Annotated in this window: 16 protein-coding genes; 7 read left to right on the plus strand and 9 right to left on the minus strand. The window is 72.2% G+C overall.

The features are described 5' to 3' along the window. Positions 1–37: 37 nt before the first annotated feature. Both DEJ16_RS03990 and DEJ16_RS03995 read right to left on the minus strand, forming a co-directional pair. Positions 38–2083, minus strand: a complete 2046-nt coding sequence (locus DEJ16_RS03990; RefSeq protein ID WP_110823099.1) for a DUF11 domain-containing protein — start codon at positions 2081–2083, stop codon at positions 38–40. Positions 2084–2182: 99 nt separating this feature from the next. After that, entirely contained in the window at positions 2183–3817 is a 1635-nt protein-coding gene (locus tag DEJ16_RS03995) for a glycoside hydrolase family 13 protein (protein WP_110823097.1), read from the minus strand. A 126-nt stretch (positions 3818–3943) separates the two neighbouring features. Between DEJ16_RS03995 and DEJ16_RS04000 the strand changes: the two genes are divergently transcribed. The 5 genes from DEJ16_RS04000 (at position 3944) to DEJ16_RS04020 (ending at position 7814) form a co-directional block, all read left to right on the plus strand. Further along, positions 3944–4501 carry an NADPH-dependent FMN reductase gene (locus tag DEJ16_RS04000; protein ID WP_110823095.1) on the plus strand — a complete coding sequence of 186 codons (558 nt, stop codon included), beginning with the start codon at positions 3944–3946 and terminating at the stop codon, positions 4499–4501. A 133-nt stretch (positions 4502–4634) separates the two neighbouring features. Then, positions 4635–5150, plus strand: coding sequence for a MarR family winged helix-turn-helix transcriptional regulator (locus DEJ16_RS04005; RefSeq protein WP_110823093.1), 516 nt, complete (start codon positions 4635–4637; stop codon positions 5148–5150). 136 nt (positions 5151–5286) lie between these two features. Next, the gene (locus DEJ16_RS04010; RefSeq protein ID WP_110823091.1) at positions 5287–5793 is read left to right on the plus strand and encodes a Dps family protein; all 507 of its coding nucleotides are present in this window, start codon (positions 5287–5289) and stop codon (positions 5791–5793) included. Between the two features lie 13 nt (positions 5794–5806). Next, a complete protein-coding gene (locus DEJ16_RS04015; protein WP_110823089.1) occupies positions 5807–6607 on the plus strand; it encodes an SDR family NAD(P)-dependent oxidoreductase in 801 nt (266 codons plus the stop codon). 10 nt (positions 6608–6617) lie between these two features. Further along, positions 6618–7814 (plus strand): NAD(P)/FAD-dependent oxidoreductase, encoded by a 1197-nt coding sequence (locus tag DEJ16_RS04020; RefSeq protein ID WP_110823087.1) that lies wholly within the window; start codon positions 6618–6620, stop codon positions 7812–7814. A 79-nt stretch (positions 7815–7893) separates the two neighbouring features. Here the strand turns inward: DEJ16_RS04020 and DEJ16_RS04025 are convergent, their stop codons facing one another. The 6 genes from DEJ16_RS04025 to DEJ16_RS04050 form a co-directional block, all read right to left on the minus strand. Continuing rightward, positions 7894–9000 carry an alpha/beta fold hydrolase gene (locus DEJ16_RS04025; RefSeq protein ID WP_181419444.1) on the minus strand — a complete coding sequence of 369 codons (1107 nt, stop codon included), beginning with the start codon at positions 8998–9000 and terminating at the stop codon, positions 7894–7896. Positions 9001–9111: 111 nt separating this feature from the next. After that, the gene (locus DEJ16_RS04030) at positions 9112–9987 is read right to left on the minus strand and encodes an SMP-30/gluconolactonase/LRE family protein (RefSeq protein WP_110823082.1); all 876 of its coding nucleotides are present in this window, start codon (positions 9985–9987) and stop codon (positions 9112–9114) included. 152 nt (positions 9988–10139) lie between these two features. After that, complete coding sequence (gene treS, locus DEJ16_RS04035; protein ID WP_110823928.1) at positions 10140–12494, minus strand: maltose alpha-D-glucosyltransferase; 2355 nt, start codon at positions 12492–12494, stop codon at positions 10140–10142. A gap of 56 nt (positions 12495–12550) precedes the next feature. Next, the gene (locus DEJ16_RS04040) at positions 12551–14116 is read right to left on the minus strand and encodes a GAF domain-containing serine/threonine-protein kinase (RefSeq protein ID WP_110823080.1); all 1566 of its coding nucleotides are present in this window, start codon (positions 14114–14116) and stop codon (positions 12551–12553) included. A 128-nt stretch (positions 14117–14244) separates the two neighbouring features. Beyond that, entirely contained in the window at positions 14245–15102 is an 858-nt protein-coding gene (locus DEJ16_RS04045; protein ID WP_110823078.1) for a DUF1206 domain-containing protein, read from the minus strand. A gap of 113 nt (positions 15103–15215) precedes the next feature. After that, complete coding sequence (locus DEJ16_RS04050) at positions 15216–16382, minus strand: RtcB family protein (RefSeq protein WP_110823927.1); 1167 nt, start codon at positions 16380–16382, stop codon at positions 15216–15218. A 179-nt stretch (positions 16383–16561) separates the two neighbouring features. Between DEJ16_RS04050 and DEJ16_RS04055 the strand changes: the two genes are divergently transcribed. Further along, complete coding sequence (locus DEJ16_RS04055; protein ID WP_110823076.1) at positions 16562–18379, plus strand: glycoside hydrolase family 15 protein; 1818 nt, start codon at positions 16562–16564, stop codon at positions 18377–18379. Between the two features lie 17 nt (positions 18380–18396). Here DEJ16_RS04055 and DEJ16_RS04060 read toward each other — a convergent pair whose 3' ends face one another. After that, positions 18397–19458, minus strand: coding sequence for a sodium:calcium antiporter (locus DEJ16_RS04060; RefSeq protein WP_110823074.1), 1062 nt, complete (start codon positions 19456–19458; stop codon positions 18397–18399). Positions 19459–19579: 121 nt separating this feature from the next. On the opposite strand from DEJ16_RS04060, the gene DEJ16_RS04065 reads away from it, so the two are divergent. Further along, entirely contained in the window at positions 19580–20185 is a 606-nt protein-coding gene (locus DEJ16_RS04065; RefSeq protein WP_110823072.1) for a DUF1992 domain-containing protein, read from the plus strand. Positions 20186–20325 lie beyond the last annotated feature (140 nt).

The following is a 20325-nucleotide window of genomic DNA, read 5'->3' on the forward strand; positions in this document are numbered from 1 at the left end:
CGGACGGGGCGGACCGCGATCCGCCCCGTCCGTGGCACTAGTGCTCTTCCGGCGCCTCCGCTGCGTCCTCGGGACGGCGTCGACGGACGAGCCACACGGACGCTCCGGTGCCGGTCAGCACGATCCCGGCCAGGCCCACCAGGCCGAGCCCCTGCGCTCCCGTGTAGGCGAGGGCACCCGGTTGCCGCGGTGCCGTCGCTCCGGGAGCACCACTCCCGTCGCCGGTGCCCGGCCCGTGCTGGTCGACCGGTCCGTCCGGCCGTCCGGCAGGTCCCGGCGTCGGGTCCGGGCGACCGGCGTCGCCCGGTCCACCCGTGTCACCCGGCGCGTCGGGGTCCCCCGGGCCGTCGGGACCGTCCGGCCCGTCGGGACCACCCGGGCCGTCCGGCTCGATCACCTCGATCGGCACCTCGGGCGACTCCTCGCCGCCGTCGGGGTCGGTCGGCGAGGTCGCCGTCGCGACGTTCACCACGTCGGAGCCGTCACCCGTGTAGCCGGCGTCCAGTCGGGCGCGGAACCGGAACGCGTGTTCCTGCCCGGGGGCGACGTCCCCGCCGCCGGTGCACGTCACACGCTGGCCGTCGGCCGTGCACGCGTCGTCCGACCCGACGAACGCCAGCTGCTCCGGCAGGTCGTCGACCGCGCCCACGTCGTGAGCGGTGGAGGGACCGCCGTTCCGTGCGGTGACCGTGTACTCGAGCTCGTCCCCGGGCTCGACGGGACGGTCCGGCGCGACGCTCTTGTCCGTCGTCATCTGGGCGACCGCCGTCACGGGCGCCGAGGCCTGTGACACGTTGTCGGCGGGTCGCGCGTCGAACAGCCCCGGGGCGATCGCCACGGTAGCCTCACTGTCGATCTGCCCGGTCGTGCCCGGGTCGAGCTGCCCGGACACCGTGAAGGTCGCGGCCGCTCCACGCCGCAGGCCGAGGGTCGTCGCGACGTCGCCGGTGCCCGAGGCGTCGGCACAGCTGGAGGGCGCGGGGACGCTGCACGTCCAGGTCACGTCGTGGAGCTCGTCCGGTACGTCGACGGCGACCGCGCTCGGGTCGGAGTCGTTCGCCCCCACGTTCGAGGCGGTGACCGTGTACGCGACCCGGTCGCCGGCGACGACGGGCGGCATGTCGTGCTCGATCCGGAGGTCGGCCGGCTGCGTCACCCGCAGTGCATCGATCTCGTGCACGCTCCGGAAGGATCCGGTGGCCGCCGTGAACCCGAGCCGGAGGGTGGGTGGGAGCGGAGCCTGGTCCGGCCCCTGCAGTTGGACGTGGTCGAGGACGGTGCGCATCCCGCCGTCCGCGGAGGCGAGTCGGACGGTCAGGGTCAGCCCGCCGTCCTCGGGCAGCAGCACCACGCGGACCTTCCGTGGTGTGGCGGTGCCGGTCGCGACGCCGCCCGGGACCTGCGCGTGCTGGACGAACCGGTACCCCGTCGTCCCGTTCCCGGACCCCCGGATGGTCACGGTGTCCGGCGTCCGACCGGGCCCGCTCTCATTGAAGGGCAGCGAGAAGTTGCCGTACTGGTCGAGGGCGACCCCCGCGAACGCCCCGGGGAGTCCGGGGAGGGTGCACTCGTGCGCTCCCTGGTTCGTCGCCGACCGGCAGGAGTACCCGAGCGCCGCGCCGTACGCGCCGACCCCGGGTGCGACCGCCCCGTCCGACAGGGACAGCAGCAGACCGTCGGCCCCCTGCTCGTACGGCGTGTACATGGCGTAGTCGAACTCGATGTCGAGCCCGAGGCTCGACGGGAAGGAGTCGTCCATCGCCCAGGCACCGGCAGCGTCGACGTCGGCATCGGTCAGGCGGAGGCGCCCGTCGACGATGTGGGCGTCGCCACTCAGGGTGCCCCCGTCAGCCGTGCTGAAGCCGGTCGACCAGGGGAACGGCAGGTCGTCCGCCGCTGCACCGCCGCCGACGCCGAGCGGCACCGTGCTGCCGACCGCGACGGCGACCGCGGTCCCGGCGATCCACCGCCGGAGTCCGCGGCGTGCGCGCGACGGACGGGACGAGCGCGGCCGCCGGGGCGGTCGGCTGCGGACGGCGGTGGGGGTGGGAGGCGGGCCGGAGCAGGTCGTGTCATGTGTCATGTCACGATCTTCGCGAGCCGGCTCCCCGCGCCTCCGGTCGGGGTGCCGCCCTGTGGATCGATGCCGCTCCCCTCCCAGGTGTGGAGGGGAGCCCGACCGCTACGCCACCCAGACCGTCGTGCCGCCGGGCAGTTCGTCGTCGCCCAGCGGGCCCGAGGTGACCACGACGGCTCCCTGGGGCATCGGGACCGGCTCCGTCCCGAAGTTCGTGTAGGACCGCCAGCCGTCGTGCCGGGCGAAGGCGACGACCTCCGGCGAGTCGGTCTCGAGCCACTCGAGCGCCTCACCCTGCTGCAGCCGGCGACGGGCGGACAGTGCCTCACGGTAGAACGACAGCGTCGACCCGGGCACCCGGTCCTCGGCCTCGACGCTGCTCGCGCCGAAGTCGGTCGGCTGCGGCAGGTGCGGAGCGGCGTCGCCGAAGCCGAACGAGGGCCCGGACTTCGTCCACGGGATCGGCACCCGGCAGCCGTCGCGGCCCTTCACGGTGTGCCCGGTGCGGATCCACTTCGGGTCCTGCAGCTGGTCGTGCGGGATCGCGGGCGCCTCGTACAGCCCGAGCTCCTCGCCCTGGTAGACGTACGACGAGCCGGGCAGCGCGAGCACGAGGAGCGTCGCCGCCCGGGCCCGACGGAGGCCGGCGGCGCGGTCGAGGGGCGGCGTCTCGCCGTCGGACATGAGCCAGGCGTCCGTGTCGACGTCGGCGGGCAGGCCGTAGCGCGTGGCGTGGCGCACGACGTCGTGGTTCGAGAGCACCCACGTGCTCGAGCCACCGGAGGTCTCCGCGGCGTCGAGGTTCTGCTCGATGAGCGACCGGAACACGGCCGCCTCGAACGGTGCCTCGAGGAGGTCGAAGTTGAAGGCCTGACCGAGTTCGGTCGGTCGGGCGTAGAGGACACGGCGGGGGGCCGGGGACCACGCCTCGGCGATCGCGGCGCGCGGCGGGGCGTACTCGTCGAGCACCTTCCGCCACTCGGTGAAGATCGCGTGGACCTCGTCGCGGTCGTACAGCGGGTCGGAGCCGTCGAGGGGCAGGGCTTCACCGTTCGACGGCCGGTACGGCTCCGACAGGTCCTTCGCGAGCCCGTGCGCGACGTCCACGCGGAACCCGTCGACCCCGCGGTCGGACCAGAACCGGAGGGTGTCCTCGAAGTCCTGCCGCACCTCGGGGTTCGTCCAGTCCAGGTCGGGCTGCTCGGGAGCGAAGAGGTGCAGGTACCACTGGCCGTCCGGCACCCGCGTCCACGCGCTGCCGCCGAAGTTCGACACCCAGTCGCTCGGCGGCTGGTCGCCGTCCGGGCCGGAGCCGTCCCGGAACACGTACCGGGCCCGTTCGGCGGACCCGGGGTCGGCCGCGAGCGCCGCCCGGAACCACGCGTGCTGGTCCGAGGTGTGGTTCGGCACGAGGTCGACGATGACGCGCAGGTCGTGCTCGTGCGCGGTGGAGATCAGCTCGTCGATTCCGTCGAGCGTCCCGAGCTTCGGGTCGACGTCCCGGTAGTCGGCGACGTCGTAGCCGCCGTCGGCGAGCGGTGACGGGTAGAAGGGCGACAGCCAGACGGCATCGACACCGAGCTCGGCGAGGTACGGCACCCGGCTCGTCACACCCGCGATGTCGCCGATGCCGTCCGCGTCCGAGTCGGCGAAGCTCCGCGGGTACACCTGGTAGACGACGGCCTGCCGCCACCAGTTCGGATCGGTGGTGCGGGGCGTGTCACTCGGCGTCTTCTTCACGAGGCCGAGAGTACCGACGGCCCCTCCGCACGGCTCGGGCGGGCGGACACGCCGGAGGTCACCGCGGGGAATCCCGCGCTGGACGGATCGGTTGTCGCTGCAACCACCACGACCAGAAGGAACGCCATGACCCAGATCGTCGCCCTCGTCGGCAGCCTCCGCGCCGGCTCCACCAACCGCCAGCTCACCGAGGCTGCCGTCCAGCACGCACCGGAGGGCATCGAGCTCACGGTCTTCGACGGCATCGTCGACCTGCCCTTCTACAACGAGGACCTCGACGGCGACACCCCGCCCGCCGCGGCCGTCGCCTTCCGCGAGGCGGTCGCCGACGCCGACGGCCTGCTCCTCGTGACCCCGGAGTACAACGGGACGATGCCGGCGGTGCTGAAGAACGCCCTCGACTGGGCGTCGCGTCCGTTCGGCTCCTCGCCCATCTCCGGCAAGCCGGTCGCCGTCATCGGTTCCGCGTTCGGCCAGTACGGCGGGGTCTGGGCCCACGACGAGGCCCGCAAGGCCGCGGGCATCGCCGGCGCGAAGGTCCTGGAGGACGTCAAGGTCGCGATCCCGCAGTCGGTCGTCCGCTTCGCCGAGACCCACCCCCGTGAGGACGAGGAGGTCGTCGGTCTCGTCCGCGGCGCCCTGACCGCGCTCGCCGACGCGGCCGGCGAGCCGGTCGCGGCGTAGCCCGTCCGGTCGCGAGGCGCCCAGCAGACGGACGGAAGGCGCGGTGCGAGCGAGCATCGGGCCTCCCGTCCGTCTGCTGGGCGTCCGCCGCATCGCTAGACAGCCTCGCTACCAGACGGATTATCCTTTCGGGATGACCACGCAGGAGATCACGGAGGCGTCCGGCTACTGGTTCCCGGACGACGACGCGACCCAGCGCGGTGTCGCCGTGTTGAACGCCCTCCGTCGCTACCGCGCCGCCGAGACCGCCATGCGTCGCCGCACGCGCGACTCGATGGGCATGGGCGAGACCGACCTGCTGGCCATCCGTCACCTGCTGCAGGCGCAGCGCTCCGGGCACGCCGTCAGCCCGAAGGACCTCTCCGCGTACCTGAAGATCTCGTCGGCGTCGACGACGATCCTGGTCGACCGTCTCGTCAAGAGCGGCCACGTCCGGCGCGAGCCGCACCCGACCGACCGCCGCGGCCTCATCATCGTGCCGACGGTGGAGACCGACGCCGAGGTGCGCGCCACGCTCGGCATCATGCACCGGCGCATGATGGGCATCGCCGAGGGACTCAGCGCGCAGGACGCCCGCGTCGTCGCGGTGTTCCTCGAGCAGATGCGCACCGCGGTCGACCAGGTCGACCCGCCCGTCGTCGCGCACTGACGTCCACCGGCGCCTCGACCGCGCCGTGACGCGCCCCGCCGCGCCGCGGGGGACGCCACCTCGACACCCACTGGGAACACGGGGGGAGCGAGCGGGTAGACCGGGATCGTCAACACCGCGAAGAAGGAGTCGTCACATGCACGCGTCGGACACGCTCGCCGCCAACCTCCAGAAGGTCCTCGTCGACCTGATCGACCTGCACCTGCAGGGCAAGCAGGCCCACTGGAACATCCTCGGCACCAACTTCCGCGACCTCCACCTGCAGCTCGACGAGATCGTCGAGGCCGCCCGTGAGTTCGCCGACGACATGGCGGAGCGCATGCGTGCGCTCTACGCCGTGCCGGACGGCCGTTCCGCGACCGTCGCGGCCGGCACGCACCTCGACCCGTTCCCGGACGGCGAGGTCCTCACGCACGACGCGATCGACCTGATCACGCTGCGCCTCTACCAGACCACCGCCACGATGCGTGACGTGCACGACGAGGTCGACGAGGAGGACCCGACGACCGCCGACCTGCTGCACGGGTTCATCGAGCGCCTCGAGCAGCTCGCGTGGATGGTCAGCGCCGAGAACCGCGCCCCCCGGACGCCGCTGGCGAGTGCGACGACCCCCGCGGTGGCCGAAGCCTCCGAGCACGAGTAAGCCCGGACCGGACGTGGACCTCGGGATCCAGGGCAAGACCGCTCTCGTCTTCGGTGGTGACTCCGGCATCGGCTGGAACACGGCGCGCATCCTCCTGGCCGAGGGTGCGACCGTCGTCGTGACCGACATCGACCAGAGCCGCCTCGACACGAGCGCGGACCAGCTCGAGGCGCCGCACGGCAAGCTGCACGCGTTCGCGGCGGACGTCCGTAGCGCCGACAGCCTGGCCGCGCTGCATGCGAAGGTGCGGGACGCCGTCGGCGAGATCGACATCCTCGTGCAGTCCTCGGGCGTCACGGGAGCACAGGGCATGTTCCACGAGATCGACGAGGCCGGCTGGCAGGAGACGCTGGACATCGACCTGATGGGGCCGGTCCGCATCACCCGCGAGTTCATCAGCGACCTGCGGAACGGCGGCTGGGGCCGGATCGTCTACCTGGTGTCCGAGGACGCCAGGCAGCCGTACGACGACGAACTGCCCTACTGTGCCGCCAAGGCGGGGGTGCTCTCGTTCGCGAAGGGCCTCTCGCGCTCCTACGCGCACGAGGGGCTGCTCGTGAACACGGTCTCCCCCGCGTTCATCCACACCCCGATGACCGACGCCATGATGGACAAGCGGTCGAAGCAGCTCGGCACCTCGTTCGACGAGGCGATCTCGAGCTTCCTCGACGAAGAGCGTCCGTACATGGAACTGAAGCGCCGAGGTGAGCCGGAGGAGGTCGCCAACGTCGTGGCGTTCCTGTGCTCGGAGCTCGCCAGCTTCGTCAACGGGGCGGACTACCGCGTCGACTCCGGCTCGGTCGCGACCATCTGACGGAGGACCCGTGACGCACCACCGACACCTCATCATCGGCGGCGGGATGGTCGCCGACTCGGCTGCACGCGGCATCCGCGAGCTCGACCCCGACGGCACGATCGGGATCATCAGCGAGGACGTCGACCGCCCGTACGCCCGTCCGGCCCTGTCCAAGAAGCTCTGGACGGATCCGGACTTCAGCTGGGACGACGGGGTCGACCTGCACACCGAGGAGACCGGCGCCGAGTTCGTGCTCGGCACCAGGGTCGAGTCGATCGACCGCGCGGCGAAGACCGTGACGACCGCCGACGGGCAGACGATCGGCTACGACCGGCTGCTCCTGGCCACCGGCGGTGGTCCGCGGGACCTGCCCGGTCTCCGGCCGTCCGACCGGGTGCTCAGCTACCGCAGCGCAGCCGACTACCGGACACTCCGTCGGCACGCCGACGCGGGTGCCTCCGTGGTCGTCGTCGGCGGCAGCTACATCGGGACCGAGATCGCCGCGGGCCTGGTGCAGAACGGTGCCCGTGTCACGCTCGTCACCCCCGACGACGTGCTCGGTGGTCACATGTTCCCGGCGGCTCTGGCGGCCGTCTTCCAGCAGCGCTTCGTCGATGCCGGGGTGGAGGTCCGCACGGGCAGTCGGGTCGCGTCGGGCGAGGAGACGGCCGACGGCGTCGTCCTGACCCTCGACGACGGCTCGACGGTGACCGCCGACGTCGCCGTCGCCGGCCTGGGCATCGATCCTGCCACGCAGCTCGCCGAGGACGCCGGCCTCGCCGTCGACGACGGCGTGCGCGTGTCCGCGACGCTCAGCACGGACGACCCCGCGGTGTACGCCGCCGGCGACGTCGCGTCCTACCCGGACCGGCTGCTCGGCACCCGCCGCGTCGAACACGTCGACAACGCGCAGCAGCAGGGTCGGCAGGCCGGTCGCAACCTGGCCGGAGCGGACGAGCCGTACGAGCACACCCCGATGTTCTACTCCACCGTCTTCGACGTCCGGTACGAGGCCGTCGGCGTCGTGTCCTCCTCGCTCCGCGCCGTCGAGGACTGGGCCGAACCACACGAGCGGGGCGTCGTCTACCAACTGGACGACGACGACCTGGTCGCCGGCGTGCTGCTCTGGAACGTGCCCGGCAAGACCGACGACGCCCGCAAGGTGCTGGCCGAGGCGCATGCGCTGACACCGGACATGCTGCCCGGCACCATCACCGCCGACTGACCGGCGCGGCGCCACGGCCGGCCGGGAGGCCCGGAACCGGTCCTGCAGGACCGGTTCCGGGCCTCCTGTGCGGACGGGGTCAGAAGGGTCGGCGGTCGCCGCCGCGCTCCGGGGCGACCGTCTCGACGACCGTCTCCCGTTCCTCCGGGTCGACCGGGACGCCGTCGCGGTCGGCCATCGCGACCGCGTGCGCGGACTTGGCTGCCTCCAGCCGCTCGTCGTCGCCCTTCGCCATCCCGACGAGTTCCGTGAAGCGCGACTTCACGACGAGCCAGCGGTCGGTCAGGCCGAGGCGGTCGAGGTCGGACGCGGTGGAGTCGTCGCGGACGCGCTGCAGCGAGGAGACCCCGCGGTCCGGGAGCCGACCGTCGACGTGCGCGACGGCGAGGCGTGCGACGGCGTCCGCCTGGGCGTGCATCACCGAGTGCGCGCCCCCGACCACCTCGCGGAGGACCGCGTACGGCAGGGCACGCGCGAGCCGCCGCACCCAGGAGCGCGGCACGAGTGCGTCGTGTTCGCCGCGGACGACCAGGGTCCGGGCCTGGACGTCGGCGGCACGCTCCTCGATCGGGTAGGCGATCATCTCGGGCAGGACCTTGCGGAACCAGTGCCACCCGCAGAGCGCGTACGCGGTGACCGCGTGCCACCGCACGGCGGACGGTTCGTGCACGGAGGACCGGAGGAACCGCAGCGCGGCTCTCCGCACCGACCGCGACGCCGGGTCGAGGACCGGGCTGATGAGCACCACGTCGGAGACGTCCGGGCGCCGGGCGGCGACCTCGGTGACGACCTGCGTGCCCATCGAGTGCCCGACCAGCACCGGGTCGTGCAGGCGGAGCTCGTCGATGACCGCCTCGACCGCGTCGGCGTAGCGCTCGATCGACACGGCACCGCGGAAGCGCGGGACCCCGGCGAACCCGGGCAGGTCCAGCGCGTGCACCGGGCCGTACTCGTTGAGGTGCGGCGCGAGCCGTTCGTAGTACGTCGACGCGATGCCGAGGCCGGCCACCAGGACGAAGGCACGTTCCCCGGGTTCGCCGATCGAGCTGACGCGGACGTACGTGCCGTCGACGGCGATGCGGTCGACGCGCACCTCGACGTCGGCGTCCTCGGCGTGGGCGAGCTCCCCGGCCGGGTCCGGTGCCCCCGGTGGCACGGGGGTCCCCTGGTGCTGCTCGTCGTTCACTGACGCTCCTCGCGGTCGCTGGCGGTCGCCCAGGCTACCGCGAGCACCCCGCCGGGCGGCCCGACGCGCTGGAGCGCACCGGTCGCCGGGCGGTGCCCGGCGACCGGCCGCTCAGCCGGCGAAGGGGAACGCCGGGCGGCCGTGCACCCGTGTCGGCACGGCGAAGACGGACCCGGAGTGCGGCGCCTCTGCGAGCTGCTCGTCGGTCAGGTTCTCGCGTGCCGTGCCCACCAGCAGCAGGGACATGTCCGTCCCGCCGAAGGCGACCGAGGTCACGTTCGGTGCCGGGATCTCGACCGTCTCCAGGTGCGTGCCGTCGGGGCCGTACCGCTCCACGCGGGATTCGCCGTAGATCGCGCCCCAGAAGCAGCCCTCGTCGTCACGGACCAGACCGTCGTGCGCCGCGCCGGCGATGAACGGCTCGAGATCGCCGAGCTCTCCGTCCGGGCCGTACGCACCGCGGTAGACCGTGTCGGTGTCGGTGTCGGTGACGTACATCTCGGAGCCGTCGTCGTTCCACTCCATGCCGTTCGTGGTGCCGAAGCCGTCGCGGAGGACCCGGACCGTGCCGTCCGGCGAGAACGCGTACAGCACCCCTGCCGGCGGCCCGTCCGTCGGGTCCATGCTCCCGACCAGGAAGCGTCCGAACGGGTCGCACTTGCCCTCGTTGAAGCGCATCTCGTCGTTCGCGTGCTGCACGCCGGCGAGTTCGCGCTCGACGTGACCGTCCTGGTCCGTCAGCACCACGGTGTCGTCCTTCGCGGCGACGAACCCACCTGCGGCGCGGGGCTGGAACGACGGCAGCGGCGGGTCGAGCGTCACCGTGTGCAGCACGCGGCCCTCGGCGTCCGCGGTCGTCAGCGTGCCCTGCGGGATGTCCACCCAGCGGGCCACCTGCTGCCCGGGGTCCCACACGATGCTCTCGGCGAGGGTCGCCTGCACGTCGGAGAACACGCGGGCCGGGCCGGTGGTGGCGCTCGTCGTCATGCCGTCCGGTCTACCGGTCGCGCGGTGCCCGGCCGCTCAGACCGCAGTGCGTCCGTCCCGATCGCGCGGGACCGGGACGGACGGCGGTGCGGTCACCGCTCGTGCAGGTCACTGCTCGGTGTGGGTCACTGCTCGGTGCGGATCGGTGCAGGTCACTGCTCGAACGCCGTCCGGCGCAGGACGAGGAAGCGCGACCCGTAGGCGTCGATGCGCAGCGGGAAGCTGCACAGGTCGTCGACGGTGCCGAGCTCGCTGTGGTCCGTCGCGTCGACGACCGTCGCGCCGTGCGGGAGCGACTCCGACCGGATGGTGCCGTCGAGCGCCGTGTCGGTCATGTTGAGCACGGTGATCTGCACGATCGGCTCGCCCTGCTCGTCCGTCGACTCGAGTTCGTGGACCATGACGAGCATCCCGCGGTGCGCCACCTCGGGCACGTCCACCTGGCGGGCCGAGGCGATGCCGTACTCGGTCCGGACCCGCAGGAGTTCCCCGAGCCGGGACGCGAACGAGTCCGGCCGCTCGAGCTGCTCCGGAAGCGGACCGTACAGGGACCGGGCCAGCGGCATGCCGGACGCGGACCGCTCGGTGTCCGGGGCGACGCCGAGCAGGTCGTGCGCGCCGCGCTCGATCCACCGCGTGTCCCCCTCGGCGATCAGGTCGGTGACGAGTTCCTTCGGGAGGGTCAGCGACCCGAGCAGGTCCCACCCCGACATCGCGAAGACGCCCGGCTGCCAGGCGTTGAACGCCGCCAGCAGCAGGTGGGCGTCACGGATCTGCGGGACGTGCTCGTCGGTGATCGCGTCGAGCGTGGTGTGCCCCTGGGTCGCCGCGATGAGCGACGCCGTGGTGCAGGCGATGCCGTTCGTGGTGAAGACGAGGTTGTAGTCGGCGGCCTCGCCCGTGAGCGCGTCCGTCAGGTCGGCCCGGATCCGTTCGGCGAGCGCGCCGCCGGTCGTGTCCTCGCCGTGGAACGTGTACACGTCGTCCTTGTGCAGCGTCGCCCAGTGCACGAGCTCGTACGTGAGTTCGTCGTGGTTCTGCATGCCGTGCACCAGGCTGACCGGTTCCACGCCGAGTTCGAGCGAGGTGCGGAGCGTCAGGCGGAGGAACTCGGTGTCCCCGGTCGCCAGGGCGTGGTGGTAGGCCGGACGGTTGATGAAGTCGTACGACAGGTCGGCGCCGACGGCCCCGGTGTCGCGGATGTCCTCGACCGTCAGGTTGAGTTCCTGGAACGTGAAGCCACCGACCTTGCGCACCATGCCCGCGATGACGTGGTTCGCCGCGTGCGACAGCGGGTGGCCCTCCGACCAGCCGGGGGCACCCTCCGCGCTCTTCTCGACGCCGAGGAACCCGTTCGCGTCGAGACGGAGCGCGCTCGTGCCCAGGTCGCCCAGGGAGTGCAGGGCGTCGCCGATGACCAGACGCATGCCCGCGAAGGTGGGGTCGAGCCAGTTGACCGACGGCTGCCCCTCCTTGAAGTAGTGCAGGTACACCCAGCGGCGGGTGACGCCGTCGACGCCGACGACCGGCGCGGTGACGCTCCAGTTCGTCTCCTTGACGCCGGGCTGGTGGAAGATCACGCGCTGCAGCTCGCCGATGATGTAGCCGCGCTCGGCGAGGGCGGACTCGGTGGCGGAGTCGAGGTTCACCGAGTCGCGGTGCTCCGGCACGGTCGGGAGCAGGTGCCACTCCTCCGGCGGGATCTCGACCATGTGGTAGATGCCCGGGTAGTCCTTGAACGCCATCTCGGCCAGACGGAAGTCCGCGCCCTTGCCGGTGTGTCCCGGGACGATGTCGTCGATGATGCTGCCGCCGTGCTCCTCGGCGACGTCGGTCATCCGCTGGAACGTCTCCTCGTCCCCGAAGGTGGGGTCGATCTGCGTCCCGATCCGGTCGAAGTGGCCGTCGACGCTCGGGGTCTCCTGCCACCCGCGGATGCCACCGGCGCGCTTCACCGGTCCGGTGTGCACGCCGTTGATGCCGATGCGCTCGAACGCGGTCCAGAGCTCGGGGTCGGCGAGCGCCGTCAGGAACGACTCCCCCGGACGCGTGATGAGCGAGATCGGGTACGCGGTGAACCAGACGTCCGACGTCGACACGGCGCGCCGGGCGTCCGGACGGGCGTACGGGTTGCGCCACATGCTCGGCGACCCCGACAGCTGGCGGCTCAGGACGTCCGCGTCCTTGAGCATCGACTGGCGCACCAGCCACTCGATGTAGGCCGGGTTCTCGCCGTTGGCCGCACGCGGGTCCGAGAACCGCCGCTGCAGGCTGCCGCCGCGCAGGTTCGCGCGCGGCCGCAGTCGGCGAGGTCGGGCCGGGTACAACTGCTCGTCGTAGGTGATCTCGGGGGCCGCCGGGGTCGTGTCCTCGTCGGTCACGTCCTCGTCGGTCGTGCCCTCGGCTGCCGTGCCCTGGTCGTCCGGAGTCCGGTCGACCGGGAACCGCGTACCGGTGATGTGCTCGTCGGCGACCTGCTCGTCGATCCGGGGTGCCTCGTCGTCCATGTCCACGTCTCCCACGCTAGTCATGCCTACCCGACGACGGTCGCCGGTTCGGCGGGTCAGCCGGCGCGGTCCGGCTCCGGGGCCGCACGGACGTCCCCGCTGTGTCGGCCCGCGGTGTGCCCACCACCCGTGAGGGCACCGCCCGTGTGCGGTCCGCCGGTGTGCGTCCCGCCGGTGCGCACGATCGGGACGGCGTCGCTGGTGCCGGTCCGCAGGGACTCCTGCCGGAGCTCCAGTTGCGTCACGGCGAGCGCCGCGAGGTCCCGCAGGTTCGCCATGTCGGCCTCGTCGGCGGTGCGGGGACGCGAGTCGAGCACCGCGAGCGTGCCGACCGTCGCGCCGTCGTGTCGGACGAGCGGCACGCTGACGTAGAACCGGATGCCGAGCGGGCCGGTGACGAGCGGGCTGTTCCGCATCTCCGGGTGGGTCGACCCGTCGGGGATCACCACGGGCACCGGCACCGGGGCGAACCCGTTCCGGAACGTGATGCTCCGCGCGGACTTGTCGACGCCGTCGGCCACGTACGACTGCGACCACTCCCGGTCCTCGTCGAGCACCTCGATGAGTGCGATGGGCGCGTCGAAGAGCCGCGCCGCCATCGCGGTCGTGCGCTGCAGGGCCTCCTCGGGCAGGACGTCGAGCGTCGTCGGACGCCCGTCGCCCTCGCCGGAGACCGAGCCGGACGCGGACACCGAGCCGGACGCGGGTGCCGCACCCGCCTCGGGACGACCGGGAGCGGAGTCCGCCGCGGCCACGTCCGCCGGTTCGTCGCTCGCGGTGTCGGTGAGCACGACGTGTCGGAGCAACGCGACGAGCTCGCCGCCGACCGGTCGGGCCGCCGGGTCCTGCGCCGTCATCGCCGCGAGCGCCTGCTTCCAGTGCTCGGGCAGCGGCTCCGGCACGATCGGGTCACGCGAGAGCCGTGCGAGCGCGGACTCGACGAGCGAGCCGGGGAACTCCCGCCGCCGGGTGAAGCACTGCAGCAGCACCAGTCCGAGCGAGTACACGTCGCTGGCCGGACCGACGTCCGCGCCCCGGGCCTGCTCCGGACTCAGGTAGGCCGCGGTGCCCGTCGTGACGCCGTCCGCGGTGAGCCGCTCGACGCCGGCCGCGAGCGCGATCCCGAAGTCGGTGAGCCGTGCCCGTGCCCGGTCGGACCCGTTGCCGTAGTCGACGAGCAGGATGTTCGACGGCTTGATGTCACGGTGCACGACGCCCTGCGCGTGGATGTAGTCGAGCGCCTCGGCCATGTCGTAGCCGATCTCGGCGATGTGCCGCGAGGCGAGCGGCCCGAGGGACAGCCGCTCCTCGAGGTCCTGGCCGTGCACGAGCGCCATCACGATGAACCGCTGCAGCGATCCGTTCTGGTCCTCGACGACGCCCGCGTCGAGGAGGCTGACGAGGTTGTGGTGGTCGAGGGACGCCAGGACGCCCTGCTCGGCCTCCTGCCGCGCGATGTCGACGATGCCAGGGTGGAAGAGCTTCACGGCGACCGGACGGTCCAGGCTCTCGTCCCACGCGCGGTGCACGACCGACATGCCACCCCGACCGATCACCTGCTCCAGGCGGTACCGGCCTGCCAGGAGCGGGGCGGCCTCCTGGTGTCCCTCCGTCGGAACCATGCTTCCTCGTCTTCGATGTGGGCGAGCCGCGACCGGTGGTCACGGGCACAGGCGACGCGCGACGTGCCACCGCGATGCATCATCGCATCGCCGGGGCCGCGGTGTCCGCGACCATCCCGTGCGCGCGGTCAGATCCGCGCGTAGCGGGCACGGAAGAAGCTGTAGACGCCGAACGCGGCGAACCCGAGCCCCACCACGACGAGGACGACGGACCCGCCCGGCATCGAGCGCAGCGCGTCGAAGGCCCCGTCGAGCCCGCTCGCCTGCTCCGGGTCGCTGCGGAACGCGGCCACCGCGACGAGCACGCCGACGATGACGACCGCGACCCCCTTGGCGACGTACCCGAGGGTCGCGAGCACGGCCACCGGTCGACGGACGGATTGCGGCTGGGGCCGGAGGTGCTTCTTCCAGGACCCCCGCACCCCGATCACGACGAGTCCCACCCCGATGGCGATCGCGACCGCGGCGACGACGAGCAGGAGTACGACACCGCCCGGCGTCGCGAGCGCGGTCGCGGCGGCGCTCGTCGTCGACCCGGAGGAGCTCTTCCCGGCGCCGACCGCGTAGCTGGCGGACGAGTAGGTGATGACGCCGTAGACCACGGCCTTGCCGACGTTCTTCCCCCGGTTCACCCAGGCCCGCGCGTCGTCCGTGCGACCGCCGACGACGGCCTCGACCAGGAGTCGGATGGCCAGCGCCGCGGTGCCGACGGCGACGAGCCAGAGGAGCACGACACCACCCGGGACCGAGGCCAGCTGCGCCAGGGCACCGGACTGGTCGGTGTCGCCGGACTCCGATCCCTGCGCACCGCTGCCGGCCGAGGCGTTCCCGACACCGAGCAGCACCGCGAGGTACCCGATGAGCAGGTGCACGACACCGCTGCCGACGAACCCGGCACGGGCCGTCGTCTCGAACCACCTGCTGTCGGCGGCGCGGCGCGCCTGTCGTCCGGTCTCACGGGCGGCGTCCTGGGCTGCGTCGGTCACCCCACGAGTCTGCCCGCCCGGACGGGGGCTGTCCGGACCGACGGGCGTCGCGCCGATCCGGACGGGAGGCCCGTGGCGGGCCCGCCACGGGCCTCCCGTCCGTCGCCGCCCGGTCAGTCCCCCTTGACGTTGACGATCTGCCGCAGCGTGTGCCGGACCGTGACGAGGTCGGCGGCGTCCGCCATCACCTGGTCGATCGGCTTGTACGCGGCCGGGATCTCGTCGAGGAACGCGTCGGTGTCCCGGTACTCGATGCCGGTCATCGCCTCGCGGAGCTGCTCGTGCGTGAACGTCCGCCGTGCCGCTGACCGCGAGTACGACCGGCCGGCCCCGTGCGGTGACGACTCGAGCGACCGCTTGTCACCCCGCCCCTCGACGACGTACGACGCCGTGCCCATCGAGCCGGGGATGAGCCCGGGCTGACCCGCCGTCGCCTGGATCGCGCCCTTGCGGGAGACCCACACGGACTTCCCCCAGTGCGTCTCGCGCTGCGTGAAGTTGTGGTGGCAGTTGATCCGCTCGACCTCCTGCACGGCCGTGCCGACGACCTCGGCGAGCTGGCGGACGACGCGGTCCATCATCTCCTCGCGGTTGAGGAGCGCGAAGTGCTGGGCCCAGCGCAGCTCGGCGATGTACCGGTCGAACTCCGGAGTGCCCTCGACGAGGTAGGCGAGGTCGGGGTCCGGCAGCTCGATCCACCAGCACTGCATGGCCTCCTTCGCGACGGCGATGTGCCGCTGCGCGATCCGGTTGCCGACGCCTCGCGAGCCGGAGTGCAGGAACAGCCAGACGCGGTCCTCCTCGTCGAGCGACACCTCGATGAAGTGGTTGCCCGACCCGAGGGTGCCGAGCTGGTTCCGCCAACCGGCGAGCGAGTCGGCGGGGTCGAAGTCGGCCTCCACCGCGAGCGCCTCGAGCGCGGCGATGCGCGGCACGGCCGTGTCGACGATCGTCCGGTTCGTCGCTCCGGCGGAGAGCGGGACCGCCCGCTCGATCGCCTGCCGGAGCGGTCGGAGGTCCTCGGGCAGGTCGGCGCGGGAGAACTGCGTCCGGACCGCGATCATCCCGCAGCCGATGTCCACGCCGACGGCTGCGGGCATGACCGCACCGAGGGTGGGGATGACCGACCCGACGGTGGCACCGAGGCCGAGGTGTGCGTCGGGCATGAGCGCGAGGTGCGGGTACACGAAGGGCATCCGCGACGTCGTGCGGGCCTGCTGCTCGGTGCGTTCCTCGAGCATCGAGGCCCAGGAGAGGAGGCGGTCCGTGATCTTCTGCATGGTCGTGTGTCCCTGTCGGACGGCGTCGGAGCGACGGTCCACCCGTCCGGGCGGAACCGAGGAACATACCGCGTGACGAGCCCTGCGCGCAAGGGTGCACGACGGCGGCCCCACCACCGGCCGCCCGGGGTACGTGGGGTGCGCGGGGCACGCTGAGCCGCGGCGGGCACGATGGGACCATGCCGGAACGGACACGAGACACACCCGACGCCAGCGACAACGAGGAGCGCACCGACGGCTACGTGCCGCTGCGGTCCTACGGCGCCATCGGTGACGGCCGGACCGTGGCCCTCATCGCCCGCGACGGCCGGATCGACTGGCTCCCGATCCCGTCGATGGACTCGCCGCCGGTGTTCGCGAGCATCGTCGACGCCGAACACGGCGGGCACATCGCCCTCCGTCCGGTGGACGACGACGCCGAAGCCTCCCGTCAGTACCTGCCCGGGACGAACGTCCTCGTCACGACCTGGACGACCTCCGAGGGGAAGGCGACCGTGACCGACGCGATGGTGACAGGTGTCGCCGGTCGTCTGCCCTGGGCCGAGATCGGCCGTTGCGTGGAGGGCGTCGAGGGGTCGGTCGAGATGGAGTGGGCGGTCGTACCCGGGACACTGCTCGACACGGCCGAGCCGGAACGTCTGGACACCGGCAACGGAACCGTGATCGGCATCGACGGCGTCACGATCGCGATCGTCGAGCAGGGCTTCGAACCGGTGCACGACGACGGGCCGCGCTTCTCCGGTCGCTTCCACACGAGCGAGGGATCGAAGTCGATCCTGACGGTCGTCGGCACGCACGACGAACCGATCTTCCTGCCGGACCCGGAGCGCAGCCTCGAGGGCGTGGACCGCACGATCGCGAACTGGTCGGCGTGGTCGGAGGAGTTCGACTACGACGGCCCGTGGGCTGAAGCGGTCCAGCGGAGCGCTCTCACGCTGAAGCTGCTCATCTTCGCGCCGACGGGCGCGATCGCGGCCGCGCCGACCACGAGCCTCCCCGAGGACCGCACCGGCGGGAAGAACTGGGACTACCGCTTCGCCTGGGTCCGCGACCTCGCGTACACGGTGCACGCGCTCACCCGGTTCGGGCTGCGCGAGGAGACACACGCCGCCGTGTCGTGGGTGATGCGCACCATCGCCGAGCACGACGAGACCATGCCGATCTTCTACGGCTTGGACGGCTCGAAGACCGACGAGGTCGAGGAGCGCACCGTCCCGGGGTGGAACGGCATCGGGCCGGTCACGGTGGGCAACCGCGCGGGCGACCAGCTGCAGCTCGGCGTGTGGGGCGACGTCTTCGCGATCATGCAGCAGTACGTGCGCGCCGGCAACGTCCTCGACCGGAAGACCGCATCGGTGCTGCAGGACCTGGCCGACGACGCGTGTCATCGCTGGGTCGAACCGGACTCGGGCATGTGGGAGCTCGAGGACGCGCAGCACTACGTGACGAGCAAGATCGGCTGCTGGCAGGCCCTCGACGCGGCCGTCGAGCTGCACGACGCCGGGATGATCGACGGCCCGCGTGGGAAGTGGATCGAGAACCGCGAGCTCATCGAGCAGTGGGTGTCCGAGAAGGGGTGGGACGAGGAGCGCGGTCACTACGTGATGTACCCGGGCAGCGACGCCCTCGACACCTCGATCCTGCTGCACGCCATGAGCGGGTTCGACCGGGGGCCTCGCATGGAGTCGACGATCCGGGCGATCGAGGAGCAGCTGCAGCGCGGTCCGCTCGTCTACCGCTACTCGGGGATCGAGGACGAGGAGTCACCCTTCGTCGCGTGCTCGTTCTGGCTCGCGGCCGCGATGGCCTGCGTCGGCCGCACCGACGACGCGCGGGCGCTGATGGACGAGATGGTCGACCAGGCGAACGACGTCGGGCTGTTCAGCGAGATGCTCAGCGAGGGCGGGGCGTTCATGGGCAACATCCCGCAGGGGCTGTCCCACCTGGCGCTCATCCAGGCGGCGCTGACGATCGAGGAGGTCGCGGCCGACCACTGACCGCGACCGGGCAGCGCTCACCCGAGCGTGATCGCGACGAGCCCGCCGATGCCGAGCAGGTAGAGCACGACGACGAGGAACGAGTCGACGCCCATCCCGATGACCCGACGCTGCGGCCGGAACACGAGTCCGACGGCGTAGACGAGCGTCAGCAGTGCCGCGAGCGCCGTCAGGTACACGTCGCTCGCGTTCGCCTGCGGCAGCACCGCCTTGCCGGAGAGCACGGTGGCCACCAGGAAGAGCACGGGCAGGAACGCGTTCCCGCCGAAGATGTCCGAGACCGCCAGGTTGTCGTCGCCCTGTCTGACCGCCTGGAGGCCCGTGGAGATCTCCGGCAGGCTCGTCGCCAGGGCGAGGACGGTGGCGCCGAACAGCACGCCGGAGAGCCCGATCTGGCTGGACGCCGCGTCACCGGCCCGCTCGAGCACGACACCGGCGACGAGGGTCGCGAGCGCCGAGACGGTGAAGACGACGGCGGCCTTCCGGGTGCTCATCGGCGGGGTGTCCGGCTTGCGGGTCCGGTGTCCGGACGCGTGCGGGCTGGCGTCCGGGGCGTGACCGCTCTCGTGCCACGGGAGTCCCTTGCCGGCGCGCTGCACGAGGAACAGCCCGGCGATCCAGATGAGGGCGATGAGCACGACGTCCGGGGTGAGCCGCGCGACGACCAGGTCCGGCGGCAGCTGACTCCCGGCGATGACGACGGCGAGGACCGCCACGACGACGATCGCTTCGAGCACCAGGGTCAGCGAGGCCGCCCGGTACGTGATCGGCTTGACGCCCTTCCCGCTCTTTCCGAAGGCGTCGAGCACGGCGATGACGACCGTCTGGATCGCGATGCCGCCGAGGATGTTGCCGGCGGCCACCTCGATCGACCCGGAGAGCCCGGCGCTGACGGTGATGGCGATCTCGGGCAGGTTCGTCGCGACGGCCAGGACGATGAGTCCGCCGAGCGCGCTGCCGAGGTGCAGCCGGGCGTCGAGCACGTCGGTGGTCTTCGACAGTTGGATGCCGGCGACCCAGATGACGGCCGCGCCAGCGACGAAGACCAGACAGAGCAACCAGAGGGGCAGGGATTCCACCTCTGCGACCCTGGACCGCCCCGTCCGTCTTGTCCGAGTCCTGCGTCCATCGGCTCCTCGTCCTGTCCGCGGACGGCGGCTGAGGGTGGCAGTCGGTGGTGGGGCGCATCATGGTCCGACGATGAACGACGTCGATGCCCGGATGGACCGCCTGCGGAAGGCCGCGCGGTACCGCTACCAGCAGCTCGTGGACGCCGAGATCGAGCGGGGCTCGCTCGACCCGGACGAGGTCCGCGCCGAGCGTGAGGAACGTCGACTGCTCAAGGCCGCCGACGTCGCCGCGCACGCGCGTGCCCAGATCGCCGAGGCCGAACGGCGCGGCGTCTTCGAGGGGAACCCGTACCACGGCAAGCCGCTCCCCGGGCTCGGTGAGCAACACGACCCGAACTGGTGGATCAAGGCGAAGATCGAGCGCGAGGACATCCGCGGGATCGCCCCGCCCGCCCTGGCCCTGCGCACCGAGGACGCCGAACTCGACGACCACCTCGACGCGCTGTCGGCCGAGTCCGACGTGCGGGACGTCCTGGTCGACTTCAACGCCCGGGTGAAGGAGGCCCGCCGTCAGCTGCTCGGCGGCCCGCCCGTGGTCACCCCGATGCGGGACGTCGAGGCAGAGGTCGTCGCGTGGAAGGACCGCCGGGAGGCCCGGTTCGCGGCCGACGCGGTCGCTGCGGCCGAGCGGGCGTCCGGTTCCCGGCCCACCCGCTGGTGGCGCCGGCGCGGCTGACCCCGGGCGTCTGGTTCCGGGGACGCGAGAACGCCGTCCCGCTTGTGCGGGACGGCGTTCTGGTGGTGGTGCGTCAGATCGGGTGTTACTTGATCTGGGCGGTGATGGTGGCGGTGCCGACGAGCAGGCCGCGCTTGACG

The organism is Curtobacterium sp. MCJR17_055 (genome assembly GCF_003224335.1).
Lineage (GTDB): Bacteria > Actinomycetota > Actinomycetes > Actinomycetales > Microbacteriaceae > Curtobacterium.

Coding starts and splice junctions, on each gene's coding strand:
- DEJ16_RS04065 (WP_110823072.1), top strand. CDS start 19,580: ATGAACGACGTCGATGCCCGGATGGACCGCCTGCGGAAGGCCGCGCGG.
- DEJ16_RS04040 (WP_110823080.1), bottom strand. CDS start 14,116: ATGGTTCCGACGGAGGGACACCAGGAGGCCGCCCCGCTCCTGGCAGGC.
- DEJ16_RS04050 (WP_110823927.1), bottom strand. CDS start 16,382: ATGCAGAAGATCACGGACCGCCTCCTCTCCTGGGCCTCGATGCTCGAG.
- DEJ16_RS04055 (WP_110823076.1), top strand. CDS start 16,562: ATGCCGGAACGGACACGAGACACACCCGACGCCAGCGACAACGAGGAG.
- treS (WP_110823928.1), bottom strand. CDS start 12,494: ATGGACGACGAGGCACCCCGGATCGACGAGCAGGTCGCCGACGAGCAC.
- DEJ16_RS04030 (WP_110823082.1), bottom strand. CDS start 9,987: ATGACGACGAGCGCCACCACCGGCCCGGCCCGCGTGTTCTCCGACGTG.
- DEJ16_RS04010 (WP_110823091.1), top strand. CDS start 5,287: ATGCACGCGTCGGACACGCTCGCCGCCAACCTCCAGAAGGTCCTCGTC.
- DEJ16_RS04005 (WP_110823093.1), top strand. CDS start 4,635: ATGACCACGCAGGAGATCACGGAGGCGTCCGGCTACTGGTTCCCGGAC.
- DEJ16_RS03990 (WP_110823099.1), bottom strand. CDS start 2,083: ATGACACATGACACGACCTGCTCCGGCCCGCCTCCCACCCCCACCGCC.
- DEJ16_RS04000 (WP_110823095.1), top strand. CDS start 3,944: ATGACCCAGATCGTCGCCCTCGTCGGCAGCCTCCGCGCCGGCTCCACC.